Raw genomic sequence first — 16,818 nt, forward strand, 5'->3', positions numbered from 1 at the left:
TAGCGTAATTATAAATACTAAATTTACACAAAAAGGCTCTTGAATTTTAACATCAAGAGCCTTTTCTATCTATAAATCTAAAGAAATATTATCGAGAAATTTCTAAAATTTCAAATTCTACTAAACCCGCAGGAGCTTGAATCTGAGCGATTTCACCTACTGATTTACCGAAAAGACCTTTTCCAAAAGGAGATGAATTAGAAATTTTACCTGCTTTTAAATCCGCTTCTTCTTCCGAAACAATGGTATAAACTACCTCCATTCCGTTTTTCTTATTACGAATTTTCACTTTAGATAAAATCGACACCTTAGAAGTATCAATATTTGTCTCATCCATCACTCGGGCATTCGCCACAATTTCGTTCATTTTAGAAATCTTCAATTCCAATAAACCTTGAGCATCTTTAGCAGCATCATATTCGGCATTTTCACTAAGGTCGCCTTTGTCACGAGCCTCAGCAATTTGTTTTGCCATATCTGCACGCCCTTGACTTTTAAGAAACTGTAATTCAGCTCTTAATTCGTCTAATTTCTCTTGTGTATAGTATTGAAACTTTGCCATAATTGGGTATTAATTTCTGAAATTCTAAATTGATGATTAAATAAAAATACTGGAAATTGCCCAGCAAAAAACGTTATTATTTACAAACAAAAAGAACGGCTTTTGACCGTTCTACAAGATTTTTTATGACCTTTGCAGAAGCATCAATTAGTATATAAAATTACCTGTTTTTCTTTTCGTTGCATTGTTGTAAAATTTTGAACAACAAAATTACAAAAACGATTAACGATTTCAAAGGTTTTTTTTACACTGTTTATTTAATACGCTGTTTAATAAGTTGTTTCAACTTCTCGAAACAATATCCATTGCGGGTAAATAATTTTCGAGAAGTTCTTTCGGATAATTAAGCTTCCCCCAAAAACTTATTAAACTGTGTATTTGATTCTTGGATAACTGCAATACTCCAAAAAAGAAAAACCATATTTAAAGAGCATTTCAATGAAAATAATTTTTATGGGAACTCCCGACTTCGCCGTTGAGAGTTTACGCATTTTAGTAGAAAATAATTATAATGTGGTGGCAGTCATTACTGCACCTGACAAGCCGATTGGTCGTGGACAGAAATTAGGAATGTCGGCGGTAAAAGAGTATGTTTTGGCTAATGCTCCGCACATTCCCATTTTACAACCTGAAAAACTCAAAAATCCAGATTTCCTTGCCGAACTAAAAAGCTACCAAGCTGACTTACAAATTGTTGTAGCTTTCAGAATGTTGCCCGAAGCCGTTTGGAATATGCCCTCTCTGGGTACTTTTAATTTACATGGGTCGTTATTGCCACAATACCGTGGAGCAGCTCCAATCAACTGGGCAATTATCAATGGTGAAACAGAAACGGGCGTAACAACTTTCTTTTTAAAGCAAGATATTGATACAGGTTCAATTATTTTTCAAGAAAAAGAGTCGATTTCTTTAACCGATAATGTTGGCGATGTTTACAACCGACTCATGCACAAAGGTGCAGGTTTAGTTTTGAAAACGGTTAAGGCTATCGAAGCAGGAAATTATCCGCAAGAACCACAAGATGAATCGGTACATTTGAATCATGCTCCTAAGATTTTTAAAGAGACTTGCCAAATCGACTGGAATCAACCTGTGAAGAAAATTTATGATTTTATTCGTGGACTTTCACCCTATCCTGTGGCTTGGACGATGCTGAATGATAAAACTTGTCGGATTTATGAAGCCACAATAGTGGAAAACCCCACCCAACCCCCTTCGCCGTTGTCTGTGTCTCCACAGACAACCACAGCTGGTTCATACACAACCGACGGTAAGAAATATCTTCATTTTCAATGTGCTGACGGTATTTTAGCCATTGAAAACTTACAATTGGAAGGCAAAAAACGCATGGGTATTGAGGAGTTTTTGAGAGGATATAGATTAGTGAATAGTTAGTAGGTATTAGTTATTGGTAAATAGTCGTAAGCTAAAAATCACTAAATCACAATTAAAACATGGCTACTCAATTTTTTTCAAAACGAAATTTACAATTCCTTTTGTACGAAGTATTTAATGCTGAATCGCTTACACAGTACGAATATTACCAAGACCATGCCCGTGAAACGTTTGACATGGTCTTGGATTCGGCGGAGCAAATTGCGGAAAAACTTTTGAAACCACTTCTCACGGAAATGGATAGAAAAGAACCGCAATTGGTGGACGGTAAAATCAGGATTCACGAAGGAATGTTTCCGATTTTGAAAAAATTTGGGGAAGATGGCTGGATAAACGCAGGTTTTTCTTACGATGAAGGCGGACAACAAATTCCTTCAACGATACTTAATTCAGCAGCTTTTATTTTTCAAGCGGCTAATTATTCGGCTTCTGTTTTTCCGTTTTTGACTTCGGGAGCTGCCAATTTAATTCGAAGTTTTGGTTCGGAAGCATTGAAAAATACCTACACGCCCAATATGTATGCAGGTGTGTGGCAAGGCACAATGGCATTGACCGAACCCGATGCAGGAAGTTCGCTATCGGATATTTCAACAACGGCAGAACACACTGAAAATGAAGGCGTTTTTAAAATAAAAGGACAAAAAATATACATTTCTGCGGGCGACCACGATGGTTGCGAAAATGTAATTCACCTCATGCTCGCCAAAATAAAAGGCGGTCCAGCGGGTGCAAAAGGAATATCATTATTTGTAGTCCCTCAAAAACGCATTGACAACTCACAATCCATAATTCACCACTCACAATTAATTGACAACGACGTAATTACCGCTGGGGTTTACCATAAAATGGGTTATAAAGGAGCTCCAATTGCTCATTTAATGGTTGGCTCGAATGATAATACTTTTGGATATTTGGTTGGCGAACCCCACAAGGGACTTACTTATATGTTCCAAATGATGAATGAGGCTCGTATTGGCGTGGGTATGAACGCCACCGCTATCGGAACTGCCGCTTATTACGCCTCTTTGGAATACGCCAAAGAACGTCCACAGGGAAGAATTATTTCGGATAAAGACATAACCAAACCACAAGTTCAAATCATTCGTCATGCCGATGTGAAACGGATGTTATTGTTCCAAAAAGCAGTAGTAGAAGGCTCTTTATCGCTTTTAATTCAATGCTCGATGTATGCTGATTTAGCTCATGTAACCGAAGGGGAAGAACGTGAAAACTATCATTTATTATTAGATTTGCTCACGCCCATTGCCAAATCGTATCCTTCCGAAATGTGTTGTTTGACAACCTCCGCTGCCGTGCAAATTTTGGGTGGAGCAGGTTATACAACGGATTTTCCCGTAGAACAATTCTACCGTGAAGCCAGAATTCACCCGATTCATGAAGGTACAACTGCCATTCACGGTTTGGATTTATTGGGTCGGAAAATTCTTATCAAAAATGGAAAATCGCTTCAATTATTAATAGCCGAAATACTAAAAACGCTCGAAAAAGCGAATCAATTTAAGAATTTAAAGCCTTTTGTTCAGAAATTACAACATTATTTAGGCAAAACAGACAGTGTAACCCGACACCTTTTAGGCTTGGCAAGTAAGGATTTAGAAATCTTTTTATCAGACGCTACTTTGTATTTAGAACTCTTCGGAATTATGACGATTGCTTGGCAATGGTTAGTGCAGGGAATCAAAGCAGAAGAAACTTTACAAGCAGGCACATCGGGCGATGAAGCTAATTTCTACCAAGGGAAAATCTTTACACTTCGCTATTTTTATGAATACGAATTAGTAAAAATTGACGCTTTGATGAAACGACTTTTGAGTGAAGATAATGTGACGGTGGAAATGAAGGCGGAGTGGTTTTGAATGGATGGATATTTTCTAACGTCAGAACAAATGCAATCTGACGTTAGAAGATTCACTTAATTATCTTTTACTTGTTCATCAATGATTTTTTTAAAAGTTCCAACTGGTTCAAGCGTTCCAACTGGTTCAAGCGTTCCAACTGGTTCAAGCGAGGACGCTTGAACCAGTTGGAACGCTTGAACCATCGCTTGAACCCTCACTTGAACCAAAAATGAGAATAAAAGTAACTAAACGTGGAAAAGGTAATTGAAGATTACGAGTAAAACCTGTCGGCTTTTCTTTGTAAATTATAGAAACTTCTGTCAGCAATAAAAAGCCTCGAAGGCTCTCAATAATAACTAAATTAGACTTTTTTTCATTAGACAAAGTTCTAATTTTTCCTTAACTTAATGACATTGGTCGCTTGCCTCTGACGAGTGACGACTATTAAAAGGCTTCCAGCAGAATACGCATAATATATTCTTTCAAAAAAACATATAGGCAAGATGCCTAAAAATAATAGTCACTCGCCAGAGGCAAGCGACTGACTATTAACACTTTAAATATTCAAATCAACCTCTAATAATCTCCCCCAGCACCACCGCCACCGAAATCACCACCACCAAAGCCTCCGAAATCGAAGCCACCGCCTCCGCCACCACTGTTGCTTGAGCCTCCGCCCCAACCTGATGAACCGCCCGATGAGAAGATAATTGGACCACCCCAACCAGAATCTCTGTAACTACGTCTGCCACCGCTTCCACCTCCGCCGTTTCTCGAACCAATTATAAACAATATTACAAGAACAACGATGATGATAATTAAGATAACCCAAAAGCCAACATCTTCATCTGATTCTGGGTCTGCTTGAAATTCTCCCGAAGCACGTTTCATGATTTCGGAAGTGGCTTCATCTAAACCTTGATAAAATTGTCCTGCTTGAAAATAGGGTTTTAGTATCGTATTAATAATTCTTTTGGCAATGGCATCGGTAATGGTTGCTTCCATACCTCGTCCCGTTACAATTCTGAGTTTACGAGTTTCCGTAGCCCATAAAAGCACCAAGCCGTTATTTTTATCTTTTTGTCCAACGCCCCAATCTTTGGCAATTTTCATGGCATAATCATAAGGGGCAGAATCGCCCGTAGTTTTTACAATTACGATGGTAATTTGTGTAGAGGTACTATCGGCATAACCTCTTAGTTTTTGTTCTAAAGATTGTAATTCCGTTGGTGATAATTTCATCACAAAATCATTGACCAATCTCGGAGGGTTAGGTTTTGCGGGAATATCCTGTCCGTTCGATATTGCTGTGAACATCAAACAGAAGACAGTAATTATATATGGAAATAATTTTCTAAACATGAAATTATGGTGATTAGTAATGTGTACTAAGCGAAAAGCGATTTGCGAGAAAGCGAATGGGTAAATCACTAAAAACCAAAACTTACACAATTTCTCTTTTACAAATCTCATCGATTAAGTAGAATTCTGTGCTACAATTTATCCAAACGAAATATCGTCTGGAAGCTCATTAATATCGTCGGACTGATAAGGGAAATAATGCTTCAATTGCTCTCCTGCCAAGTGGATAGCTTTTACCAAACCTTCCGTAAAAAGTCCTTGGGCAAAATGAGTTTTTAGTAAAGCTTTAGTCGATTCCCAGAAGTTTTCGGGAACAACTTTATCTATTCCTTTATCTCCTAAAACGGCAAATTTGCGGTCGTCAATCGAAAGATAAAACAACACACCATTTTGTTGAGCAGTATTATTCATGCCAATATTCACGAAAACTTCCGCAGCACGGTCGAGAACATTTTCGGTAGCACAAATTTTTTCGATATGAATACGAATTTCTCCCGAGCTATTAAGTTCTGCGGCTTGAATAGCCTTTGTAATTTCTGTTTTTTGGGAATCAGTAAGAAAATTTTGGGGCATGATTTTTCAGTTTCAGGTTAATGGAGAAGGGAAAACGGCAAACGGTTCACGGTAAAATATTCACCGTTTACCGTGAACCATTTACCATGAACCGTTTATCCAAAAATATTATTTTGAACCTCCAAAATCAACCGTTGGAGCTTTTGATGCACCTGCGTCAGCTTCAAAGTATCCTTTTGTAGCAAAACCTGAGAAACTTGCAATTAAGCTATTAGGGAAAGTAACAATTTTGTTGTTATAACCTTTAACTGTATCGTTGAAACGGTCTCTTTGTTCTTTGATACGGTTTTCTGTTCCTTCTAATTGCGACTGTAGCTCAGAGAAATTTTCAGTTGCTTTTAATTGTGGATAGTTTTCTGCCACAGCCATCAAACGTGATAACGAACCACTTAATTGGCTTTGTGCTGCCTGATATTTTTGGATATTTTCAGGTGTTAAATCATTAGCATCTAACTTAATTTGTGTTGCACTGGCACGTGCTGAAATCACATCGGTAAGTGTTCCTTTTTCAAAGTTGGCAACACCTTGTACGGTTTTTACCAAGTTCGGGATTAAATCTGCACGACGTTGATAAGCTGTTTGTACTTTAGCCCATGATGCTTGTACATCTTGATTGCTGGTAGCCATACCGTTTCTAACACCGATACCCCAAAATAATAACACAGCAGCTACGGCTAATCCGATAAGAAGGTTTCTTGACATAGTTTTGATTAATTTTTAATTTGAATTTGTTGGGAATTTGAAAATCAACCTTGAAACGATAAAAAAATGATTTGGACACATCTAACTCGTTTTCTTTATTAGTGTTTCAAATTCTGTCCAAATGTAGATATTTTTTTGAAATCCAAATAATATCTATGTTGAATATTTGAGTTTTAGGGGGTAACGGTTGTTTTTGATTATGAATTGGGGTTTTTGATGGTCAAATAAATTAGTTTTACCAACTTTTTGAAAGTTGGTAAAACTAACATTTCCATAAAATCTATCCTTTAATCCACTTTTTCACATCAACAATCGGATTGGGGTAATCTACGCCCAACCGCACGCCAAATTTCTTCTGTTCTTCATTACTCAATAGTCCAACTAAATGTATTTTTTCGTTGGGAACTTCCGATAATTCTGGCAACCAATATTTTACATACTCGCCTTTGCCGTCGTAATTGGTGGCTTGTTTCAGAATATTGAAATAGCGGTTTTCTCGTGGGTCGTTGCCTACGCCTGCCACATAAAGCCAATTTCCCCAATTAGAACAAACGTCATAATCAATCAACTGACTCTCGAACCATGCTGCTCCCCAACGCCAATCAATTTGTAAATCTTTTACTAAAAAGCTCGCTACATTTTGCCTTCCCCGATTCGACATAAATCCTGTTGCCAATAATTCTTTCATATTGGCATCAATTAAAGGCACGCCAGTTTCTCCTAAACGCCATTTTTCAAAGATGGGGAAAACCCCACCCAACCCTCCCCGAGAGGGAGGGCTTTTGATGTCGATAGCCCTCCCTTTCGGGGAGGGTTGGGTGGGGTTTCCTTTCAATCCCGATTTATAAAAGATTTTATTACCAAATTTCATTGCTACAAATCGGAAATAATCACGCCAAAGTAATTCAAAAATCAACCAATAAGTTGATTCATTTTGAGTACGTTCTGCTTCATATTTCTTGATTTCTTCATAAATATATCGTGGTGAAATACAGCCATTGGCTAACCAAAGGGAGAATTTGGAAGAATAATCAAGCCCTAACATTTCATTTCGAGTTTCTTTATAGACTTTCAATAAATCTTTTTCCCAGAAGTAATCGTTTAAACGATTGATTCCTTCATCTTCTCCACCTTTAAAAATAGTATTGGTGTTTTGGGGTAAGCTTGGAATTTCGACTAAACCTATAGTTTCCTTAAAAATCAGATTGGTAGGCGTTTTAAAAACAGGACGAATTTTAGCATTTCGTTCAACCTTATTTCTGAATTGCGTAAAAATATCAGGTAAATTCTCCACGTCCATTGGCAAATCATCTATGTGATAAAGTGTTGATTGCCAAAAGAACTTTATTTTTCGTCCATCAGCTTTTAGTTGTGCTTCTACTACTGAATCTACATCTATTTCTTCTTGTGTAATTTCTTCCGAAGTATAAACTTCATCGGCTTGAATTTCTTTGGCTAAAGCGGGAATAATATCTTCAGGAAAACCCATTCTGACGATAAGATTGGAATTGATTTTCTGTAAATTTTCTCGCAGATTCTGCACAGATTCTATCAAGAATTGACGACGTAATTCTCCTGTCTTGGCGAATCCAAGATGATGTTCTTGAAAAATACGGGGGTCAAAAATATAGACGGGAATTACTTCCGAAGTTTTTTCGGAAGCCTTAAAAAGTGCTTCGTGGTCGTGAATTCGCAAGTCGTTACGATACCAAAGTAAGATTTTCATATTTGTAGCAACGGACAGCCTTGTCCGTAAAGTTTCTTGAACAACGGACAGCCTTGTTCGTAAAGTTTCTTGAACAACGGACAAGGCTGTCCGTAAAATTTCTTGAACAACGGACAAGGCTGTCCGTAAAGTTTCTTGAACAACGGACAGCCTTGTCCGTAAAGTTTTTTGCACAAGGGACAAGGCTGTCCGTAAAGTTTCTTGAACAACGGACAAGGCTGTCCGTTGCTACACTTCTAATACCACCTCCCAACGAAATGCCCATTTCCAACGAATGGAATATTTAGTAAAACCAGCTTGTTGAATAATTTTCTCTAAATCATCACGACGAAAAGCACGCCAAACGGAAAGTTTAGCGTCATTCTTAACCAAATAAGATTTTAGAAATAGTTTGGTAATCCAAGCGATGGAATGATAGGCAAACCAATGGCGGTGAATATCATTAATAACTATTCCGATACGACTTTGTTTTTTGAATTGCGTAAAGATTTTGACTAAACTTTCATCGTCGAAATGATGACAGAAAAGCGTCATGGTGATTATATCGAAAGACTTTTCTTTAAATGCTTCTGAGAAAATGTTTTGGTGTAAATAATTAATATTCTCGTAATTGGCGGTTCGTTTCTTAGCAAAATCTATCATAAAATCATTGGCATCAATACCAATAAACTCTGCATTAATCCCTTTTCTTTTTGCCCAATTTGCCATAACCACCAACATATCGCCTCCCCCACAACCGAGGTCTGCGATATTTAATTGTGATTGGTGATTGGTGATTGGTGAATTGGTATTTGCTATCAATTTTGACAATCCACTAACCGTTACTTGATTTCCGCCCAAATATTTATTTATCAACGCCAATTCTTCCAGATTCTGACGAAGGGCATCATTATCTAATTCAAGGTCGTCAATCAACTCCTTTTCATTACTTCGGTATGATAGATTTGGCATATATTTGTGGGTAAATTAGCTATAAGCTTTAGGCATTAAGCGGTATGCTAAAAAACATAACCCCTAAAGCCTAAAGGTAAAGCGTAAATATTTTTTTACATATAACTTACAGCATAAAGCCTAAAGCACAAGAACATGAATCTAAATTTAAAAAATAAAAATGCCATTGTATGTGGTAGTACGCAAGGACTTGGGCGTGCCTCTGCCATTGAATTGGCTCTGTTAGGAGCAAATGTAACGCTTGTGGCTCGTAATGAAGATTCTCTCAATGAGACTTTACACCGTTTAGACTGTTCACAAGGTCAACACCATTCTTATTTCGTTGCTGACTTCTCTAAACCTGACGAATTGAAAGCAGGCATAGAAAATTATTTAAAGCAAAATCCAATTGTTCATATTTTAGTAAACAATACGGGCGGGCCCGCAGGCGGTGCTATTATTGATGCTAAATTAGAAGAATTTACGCAAGCATTTTCTAATCACCTAATTTGTAATCATATTCTGGTACAAGCTTGCGTACCAAGTATGAAAGCTGAACAGTTTGGACGAATCATCAATATTATTTCTACTTCGGTAAAAGAACCAATTAATGGTTTGGGAGTTTCTAATACTACTCGTGGAGCGGTGGCATCGTGGTCAAAAACATTGGCAAATGAATTAGGGCAATTCGGAATTACAGTCAATAATGTTTTACCAGGTTATACCAAAACGGCTCGTTTAGATTTTGTAGTAAATTCCAGAGCAAAATCTGCTGATATTGCAGTTGGTGAAGTTGAAGAAATGATGATGTCGGACGTTCCAGCAGGGCGTTTTGGCGAAGCTCATGAATTTGGTGCAGCCGTTGCTTTTTTGTGTAGTCCAGCCGCAGCGTATATCAATGGCGTAAATTTACCCGTTGATGGTGGACGATTGAGTTGTATGTAAGGCAAAATCTTTCCCGTGTAAATTTCAAAACACGGGAAAGATTGCTACTTATAATAGACTTCCTGCGAAAGTGTTTTAAGTCGTAAAACAACATCTTTTCGGCTACAAATAGCGAAAATATACCATTTTTCAATCATAAAACACTTTCGCAGGAAGTCTAATGTTGAAAAAGAAGCGATTGACTCTTGGTGATTTACTCATTCTCTTTCTCGCAAATCGCTTTTCGCTTAACATATCTACTTCCATTCTTGCCTAACTTTTCCAATATATTCAAATCCTTGAGCAAGCACTTTTTGCAATTCAAGACCAACATTTGGATACATATCTAAATTGTGTAATTCTTCAAGGGGCTTCCAAAGCACTTCCAAAGCTGAAGTTTCTTTAGGGTTCAGTTCTGGTTTTCCATTCAAAATTTTTGCACTAAAAACACAATGTAAAACATCTTCTTTACCTTCAGGCATAATGACGTCACCTGTCAAAAGCATCTCACCCAATTCAATATCAATTCCTAATTCTTCTTGTAATTCTCGTACAACAGTCGAAGCAAGCGTTTCGCCTTTATCCACATTCCCTCCCGCTAAATTATAAACATCGGTATTACCATAACGGTACCGCATTAGTAAAATTCGGTTATTTTCAATGATTGCTACACTTGGACGTACTTTCATATTTTTTGTGATTAAGTAGGGGTAAATTATTCTACCGATTGTCATGCTAACGTTGATGAGCAATTCCCTTTTCTCCTCAAAAAAACCTCAAAAACGTTATTCTGACAAACATAAAAATTAAACTCTTAGAAACGATGAAAAATCTATTAAAAACTTCTCTAATTCTTTTAATGATTATACTAAATAGTTGTATCATTAAAATTGACAATGACCCTCTCCCACTTTCTGCTTATTATGAAATACGTCAAAGTTTTAATGTCCCCAACTTCAATAATATCAAAACAGGAAGTGCTTTTAAGATTAATGTGATTCAAGGGAATTACTACAAAGTCACCGCCACTGGCGATGAAACTGACATAGATGATTTGGATTTATATGTTCGCAATGGCACGCTTTATGGCGGCTACAGAAACAATGCACGAAATAAACATTACACCATGAGAATTGATATTACCGTCCCTTCGCTTTCATCGGTTGAATTTTCGGGAGCAACAACGGCGGATGTTAGTGGTTTTTATGCCAATACTTTTGATGTTATTTTATCGGGTGCGTCCAAATTATTTCTGGATATAGACGCTTCCAAACTTTACATGGATATTTCGGGTTCATCACAATTTACACCTTCGGGAGATGCTCAAAAAATCATTGGCGAAATCAGTGGTGCGTCCTTATTGAATACGCTAAATTTTCCTTCAGACGAAATGGACATTAAAGTATCGGGAGCAAGCTCTGCCCGTGTTGATGTCTATAAATACTTAAAAGTAAATGCTTCGGGAGCAAGCAGAGTGCGTTATAGAGGAAATCCTACAACCACCATTAGTACCTCTGGAGCAAGTACCGTTGAAAGAGATTAGTTTAGTTTTAGGATTTTGACAAAACGTCTCGATTTTTTCTCTAAATTCGAGACGTTTTGTTTTAATGAATACCAAAAGAATGACCATCAGAGATATTACCAATTATTTAGAGCAACTTGCACCGCTCTCATACCAAGCCAGTTACGACAATGCAGGTTTAATTGTGGGTTATCCACAAACAGAAGTTACGGGCGTATTAGCTACGCTTGATTGCACCGAAGAAATCATTGAAGAAGCCATTGCCCGCAATTGTAATCTCATCGTGGCTCATCATCCCATCGTTTTTAAAGGTTTAAAACGGTTTAATGGTAAAAATTATGTTGAACGTGCCGTGATGCTCGCCATAAAAAATGATGTTGCCATTTATGCCACCCATACCAATCTCGACAGCGTAAAAGGTGGTGTAAACTATATGATTGCCGAGAAATTGGGTTTAGAAAAACCTAAAATTCTATCCCCTCAAAAACAGATTTTAAAGAAATTAGTCGTTTTTGTTCCTCTTGAAAACTCGCAAACGGTTTTAGACGCCTTACATTCGGCGGGGGCTGGACAAATTGGTGAATATAAAAATTGTAGTTTTCGGGTAGAAGGCACAGGCACTTTTACACCCACAGGAGAAGCTAATCCACATATCGGAACACTCAATAAAGCCGAAGAAGTACGAGAAAATCGTTTGGAAGTAATATTTGACTCGCATCTCGAAAATCAAATTTTGAGAGCATTAAAAACGGCTCACCCTTACGAAGAGGTTGCATATTATTTGAGTCTCTTAGAAAATGAAAATCAGGAGGTAGGTTCGGGCGTAATTGGCACATTATCAAATAGTTTATCCGAAAAAGATTTTTTAAATTATTTGGTAGAAAAAATGGGTTTAGAAACCTTACGTCATACACCACTCAGAGGAAAAGAAATCAAGAGAATTGCCGTCTGTGGAGGTGCAGGAGGCTTTTTATTGGGTGATGCCATCAGACAAGGAGCAGACGTTTTTATTACTGCCGATTACAAATATCACGAGTTTTTTGATGCCGATAATCAAATTATAATCTGTGATATTGGACATTATGAATCAGAAGTTTACACAAAGGACTTAATTGTTAGGTATTTATCTGAAAAATTTAGTAATTTTGCGGTTCTCAAAAGTCAGGTCAATACCAATCCTGTCCGTTATTTTAGAAATTTGTGATTAGTGATTTAGTAAATTGTACTTGTGAAGGCATACGTTGTTTATTTCATCAATGAAGCAACCTATTTTATCTTACAAATACAACTCTCAACCGCTACGGCGGAACGTTCACAACTCACTGAATATAAACCAAATACAACCAAATGGCAGCAGTAGCAACCGAAACAACCATTGCTCAGAAGTTAGAAGCCCTATTGAAGCTTCAAAATATAGATTCATCTTTAGATGCTATCAAGAAAATGCGTGGCGATTTGCCAGAAGAAGTACGTGATTTAGAAGATGAAGTAGCAGGGATTGAAACTCGTATCAGTAAATTCAACAAAGAAATTGCTGCTTTAGATGAAGAAATTTCAAAAAATCGTAATGCTAAAAAGGATGCAGAGAAGTTGGTAAACAAATACAAAGACCAACAAATGAATGTCCGCAACAACCGTGAGTATGATGCAATCTCGAAAGAAATTGAATTGCAACAACTTGAAATGGAATTGGCAGACAAACGTACTCGTGAATTTGAATTCAAGATTTTGAACAAAAAAGACGATGTTTCTGAAACTGAAACACGTTTGAACACTCGTAAAAAAGACCTTGACGCAAAAAAGAAAGAATTAGATGTTCTTATTGCTGAAAGCGAAGATGACGAGCAGAAGTTAAATAAAGACCGTGACAAAGCTGCAAAACACGTTGAAGAACGTTTATTACGTCCTTACGATAAATTACGTGGTAACTATCCAAATGGTTTAGCCGTAGTTTTAGTAAAACGTGGTGCTTGTGGAGGATGTTTCAGTGCAGTACCACCACAACGTCAGGCAGATATTAAAGACAAGAAAAGAATCATCGTTTGTGAACACTGCGGACGTATTTTGGCAGATGTTGAAGACGTTGTAATCATTGAAAAAGCAAAAAGATAATTTTTTTTGTAACACAGCTTTTAGTCTGTTTGGAAATAAAACAAACTAAAGATTGAAAAACTAAAAAATATTTTTTCTGAATTGTATAAAAAATCCCCATAGCATTTTGTTATGGGGATTTTTTGTAACTCAGACTTTAGTCTATTTGATTTATGTGCAGACTAAAGTCTGCGTTACTTAATTTATCTTAAACTGCACTCGTCTATTCTTTGCTTTGTTTTCGTCGGTATCATTCGGAACTAAAGGTTGAGTTTCGCCGTAACCTTTGGCAGTCATTCTATCAACTTTAATGCCTTTAGTCGTTAAATAATCAACGACTGTTTTAGCTCTTTTTTCGGATAGTTTTAAATTAGAATCATCATTTCCAACATCGTCGGTGTGTGCCGAAATCTCAACTTTAATCGTCTGATTTCCTTCTAACAAACTCACCAAACGGTCTAATTCTTCATTAGATTCTGGTTTTAACTCTGCTTTGCCCGTTTCAAAAGTAATGTCCTGTAATTGCACTACGGCATCTTTTTTCAGAATGGCTAAAGGCACTTTTTTCAAGCGGTCTTTAAAAACATCAGCAGTATCAGGTTTGAAAGCTCTTGAGAAAAAAGCATAACCCAAGGCATTTGCCGCAAATTTGTACTGTTTCCCAATTTCTACCGTAACCGTAGCGATTTCCTTTTCGACTTTTACGTCCAATAATTGCTTCGTCTCCACGTCCATTACCTTGACTTTGGGGTCTTTCAAAATAGCTTTGGTTTCTTTGTCAAGCAATTGAAACTGGTAAGGTATTTTCTTCGGAATTAACTCAATATTTTTCTCAATATTATCCGTTTCTTTTGCCGTTGACATATCCATTGAGCCTCTGTACGGAAAATAATCATTCAAGGGGCTTGTGGTTAAATCGTACTTACTTCCAACCCGATAAATCATTGAAAATAAACCATTTGCATCTACAACCGTTGAAATAGCTTTTTCTTTGGCATTATTACTTTTTGAGGTAATTTTAGTGGCAATTGGTTGTTTGGTGATAGCATCAATCACTTTTCCATCTACCGTTACTAATTTATATTTTCGGTATTTGTCAGGAATAGTTACCGTATAAATATCGCCTGCGGTATAATAATACATCAAATCTCCAGCCGCCGAAACCGATGCAAATTGGTCGTCTTCTTCGGTATTAATATATTCTAAATTTACGGGAGTCGCCCAAGTACCATCATCTTCTTGAAAAGATTGGTAAAGGTCAAAACCGCCAACGCCATCTTTTCGTACTGAACTAAAAATGAGCGTGCGGTTATCCGCCATAATTCGAGGTGATTTTTCACAGTCTCCGTTGATAGGTGCTGGTAATTTTTCGGCTACTCCCCAAGTACCATCTTCTTGTTTTTTGGAAGACCATATCGTGTAACACAGGGCTTTGTCTTTACGTTTTGAGAAATTATCACGGATAAAATATAAAGTTTTCCCATCTGCCGAAACCGACGGAAAACCTTCGTAGGCTTTGGTATTGATATTATTACCAACGGGTTTGGGTGATGACCAATCTGTACCATCCCAAGTTGAATGATAAATATCCATGTCACCTTGACCGCCGTCAAATGATGAAAAGAAGAAAAGTGTTTTGCCATCATAACTAATTGAAGGTCCTCCAATTAAATCATTTTCACTGGCTACTTTATTGATATTGACAATCGGTTTGGGAGGAGTCCATTTATTTTTTTCATTTTTGGTTGTGTAATAAAGCTCCCACTTACCTTCTCCTGCTCTATCTGTCTCAAAAATCATGGTTTTGTTATTGGCACTAATGGAGGGTGCGTACTCGTTGAACTGCGGAGAATTGACAGGTGGTCCCAACGGACGGCGTATTTGTGCCTGTACATTAGCCAAAATTCCAAGTGAAAGGAGTGTTAGTAGGCTTTTTTTCATGTTTGTTTTTGGTAAGTATGGTGATATTTTGATGAATTTATTTTCATTTCATGCAGTTATCCATGAATAATTTTTCAGCCTTTTTTTGTCCTTTTTTGGCTAAATAACTCCAATCCAAACACGCATTTTTATTGATTTTCAAAGCAAAATAGCTCTCTGCACGTTTAAAAAGTGGTTCAATATCTTCGTCTTGCATTAGAATACACTCTGTGTAAAGTTTTATGGCTTTGACGTACTCTTTTTTTTCAAAAAAATGATTAGCCCGAGACTTCTTATTTAGATACACCTCCATATCAAAATCAACATTTGCGTCTTCGGAATTATCATACTTAAAAACATAATTAAAAATTGTTTCTACTTTTTTATTTGCATAAACTGCTGGCAACCAATGCCTTTCGGTTTTATAAACGGCTCTGAGTAATGCTTCATTATAGCTTGAATCGCTGCTTTCTTTTATCGCTACATTTTTCAGTTCTCCGCTCTTATTTACGGAGAAAGAAACGGCAAAGTTGCTTTTCTTTTGCGGTGGATACACAAAGTTTTTCTCTATGTAATTATAAGATGTTTCATAAACATCATCAAAATGGTCAAGTTCTACCGAATATCCGTTTGATTCATACTTAAATTTAGGGTATATATATTCGTTGAAAGCATAAGCTGTATCTCCTTTTGCTGTAATTCGGATAAAAGGTTTAATAAATTGACGATAAAAATAGTTTCCTGAACTTTCAGGGGTTGAAACATAATGATACCTAATCAATTCATTATCAGGTTTAGAAGGAGATACTTCTTGAAAAATAAATTCATTTTCTGTCAGTTTTTCAATGGAGTAACTATTCCCCTCTACAATAATAAAAGAACCCGAAAAGGCATATAATGCTTGCAAGGCTTTATTTCCACTATTGTCCGAAACGTTTAAATCGTTTAAATTAGTAGCCTAAAAATTAAAATTATGGCTACTAACATTCCCGTTAAGACTTTACTTGGATATTTACCTGATTCACTAATTGAGCGTTTATCTGTTGAACATAATGTTGATAAACAAGTCAAGAAACTTGAAGGCAAAATTGTATTTAAGTTGTTACTTTATGGGGTATTAAGTTCCTCACAGTTGAGTTTAAATGTATTGATTTCTCTATTTGACAAAATAGGTTTTCGCTCTTTAATAGGTGTGGATAAAGATTTCACGACCAAGCGAAACTCCTTAGCTGACAGGCTTATAAGTCTCAAT

Annotated in this window: 16 protein-coding genes and 1 pseudogene; 7 read left to right on the forward strand and 10 right to left on the reverse strand. The window is 36.8% G+C overall.

The features are described from left to right. Nucleotides 1-88 precede the first annotated feature (88 nt). Nucleotides 89-562, reverse strand: coding sequence for a transcription elongation factor GreA (gene greA / locus LV89_RS13625; RefSeq protein WP_109743456.1), 474 nt, complete (start codon nt 560-562; stop codon nt 89-91). 438 nt (nt 563-1,000) lie between these two features. Here greA and fmt point away from each other — a divergent pair, with 438 nt between their 5' ends. Both fmt and LV89_RS13635 read left to right on the forward strand, forming a co-directional pair. Further along, on the forward strand, nt 1,001-1,957 hold the full coding sequence (fmt, locus tag LV89_RS13630) for a methionyl-tRNA formyltransferase (RefSeq protein ID WP_229201516.1): 957 nt from the start codon (nt 1,001-1,003) through the stop codon (nt 1,955-1,957). A gap of 59 nt (nt 1,958-2,016) precedes the next feature. Next, nucleotides 2,017-3,834, forward strand: coding sequence for an acyl-CoA dehydrogenase (locus LV89_RS13635; RefSeq protein WP_109743458.1), 1,818 nt, complete (start codon nt 2,017-2,019; stop codon nt 3,832-3,834). A gap of 56 nt (nt 3,835-3,890) precedes the next feature. Here LV89_RS13635 and LV89_RS25815 read toward each other — a convergent pair whose 3' ends face one another. The 6 genes from LV89_RS25815 to LV89_RS13660 all read right to left on the reverse strand — a co-directional run bounded on the left by LV89_RS25815 (nt 3,891) and on the right by LV89_RS13660 (nt 9,130). Next, complete coding sequence (locus tag LV89_RS25815; protein ID WP_262509863.1) at nt 3,891-4,019, reverse strand: hypothetical protein; 129 nt, start codon at nt 4,017-4,019, stop codon at nt 3,891-3,893. Between the two features lie 373 nt (nt 4,020-4,392). Beyond that, nucleotides 4,393-5,178 carry a TPM domain-containing protein gene (locus LV89_RS13640; RefSeq protein WP_109743459.1) on the reverse strand — a complete coding sequence of 262 codons (786 nt, stop codon included), beginning with the start codon at nt 5,176-5,178 and terminating at the stop codon, nt 4,393-4,395. A 138-nt stretch (nt 5,179-5,316) separates the two neighbouring features. Continuing rightward, nucleotides 5,317-5,751 carry a TPM domain-containing protein gene (locus LV89_RS13645; RefSeq protein WP_109743460.1) on the reverse strand — a complete coding sequence of 145 codons (435 nt, stop codon included), beginning with the start codon at nt 5,749-5,751 and terminating at the stop codon, nt 5,317-5,319. A 108-nt stretch (nt 5,752-5,859) separates the two neighbouring features. Continuing rightward, nucleotides 5,860-6,453 (reverse strand): LemA family protein, encoded by a 594-nt coding sequence (locus tag LV89_RS13650; RefSeq protein WP_109743461.1) that lies wholly within the window; start codon nt 6,451-6,453, stop codon nt 5,860-5,862. A 280-nt stretch (nt 6,454-6,733) separates the two neighbouring features. After that, nucleotides 6,734-8,353, reverse strand: coding sequence for a DASH family cryptochrome (locus tag LV89_RS13655; RefSeq protein WP_310588785.1), 1,620 nt, complete (start codon nt 8,351-8,353; stop codon nt 6,734-6,736). A gap of 54 nt (nt 8,354-8,407) precedes the next feature. Then, nucleotides 8,408-9,130, reverse strand: a complete 723-nt coding sequence (locus LV89_RS13660) for a methyltransferase domain-containing protein (protein ID WP_109743463.1) — start codon at nt 9,128-9,130, stop codon at nt 8,408-8,410. 135 nt (nt 9,131-9,265) lie between these two features. On the opposite strand from LV89_RS13660, the gene LV89_RS13665 reads away from it, so the two are divergent. Further along, the gene (locus LV89_RS13665) at nt 9,266-10,054 is read left to right on the forward strand and encodes an SDR family oxidoreductase (RefSeq protein WP_109743464.1); all 789 of its coding nucleotides are present in this window, start codon (nt 9,266-9,268) and stop codon (nt 10,052-10,054) included. A 236-nt stretch (nt 10,055-10,290) separates the two neighbouring features. Here LV89_RS13665 and LV89_RS13670 read toward each other — a convergent pair whose 3' ends face one another. Then, nucleotides 10,291-10,722, reverse strand: coding sequence for an NUDIX domain-containing protein (locus tag LV89_RS13670; protein WP_109743476.1), 432 nt, complete (start codon nt 10,720-10,722; stop codon nt 10,291-10,293). Nucleotides 10,723-10,856: 134 nt separating this feature from the next. Here LV89_RS13670 and LV89_RS13675 point away from each other — a divergent pair, with 134 nt between their 5' ends. The 3 genes from LV89_RS13675 (at nt 10,857) to LV89_RS13685 (ending at nt 13,667) form a co-directional block, all read left to right on the forward strand. Continuing rightward, on the forward strand, nt 10,857-11,576 hold the full coding sequence (locus LV89_RS13675; protein ID WP_109743465.1) for a head GIN domain-containing protein: 720 nt from the start codon (nt 10,857-10,859) through the stop codon (nt 11,574-11,576). A 79-nt stretch (nt 11,577-11,655) separates the two neighbouring features. Then, nucleotides 11,656-12,759 (forward strand): Nif3-like dinuclear metal center hexameric protein, encoded by a 1,104-nt coding sequence (locus tag LV89_RS13680; protein WP_109743477.1) that lies wholly within the window; start codon nt 11,656-11,658, stop codon nt 12,757-12,759. Nucleotides 12,760-12,902: 143 nt separating this feature from the next. After that, nucleotides 12,903-13,667, forward strand: a complete 765-nt coding sequence (locus LV89_RS13685; RefSeq protein ID WP_109743466.1) for a zinc ribbon domain-containing protein — start codon at nt 12,903-12,905, stop codon at nt 13,665-13,667. 177 nt (nt 13,668-13,844) lie between these two features. Here LV89_RS13685 and LV89_RS13690 read toward each other — a convergent pair whose 3' ends face one another. Next, nucleotides 13,845-15,587 carry an OmpA family protein gene (locus LV89_RS13690; protein WP_109743467.1) on the reverse strand — a complete coding sequence of 581 codons (1,743 nt, stop codon included), beginning with the start codon at nt 15,585-15,587 and terminating at the stop codon, nt 13,845-13,847. 43 nt (nt 15,588-15,630) lie between these two features. After that, the gene (locus tag LV89_RS13695) at nt 15,631-16,473 is read right to left on the reverse strand and encodes an energy transducer TonB (protein WP_109743468.1); all 843 of its coding nucleotides are present in this window, start codon (nt 16,471-16,473) and stop codon (nt 15,631-15,633) included. 66 nt (nt 16,474-16,539) lie between these two features. On the opposite strand from LV89_RS13695, the pseudogene LV89_RS13700 reads away from it, so the two are divergent. Then, a pseudogene (locus LV89_RS13700) lies at nt 16,540-16,818 on the forward strand (hypothetical protein); the annotation flags it as partial.

Origin of the sequence: Arcicella aurantiaca (genome assembly GCF_003148625.1) — a bacterium.
Classification (GTDB): domain Bacteria; phylum Bacteroidota; class Bacteroidia; order Cytophagales; family Spirosomataceae; genus Arcicella; species Arcicella aurantiaca.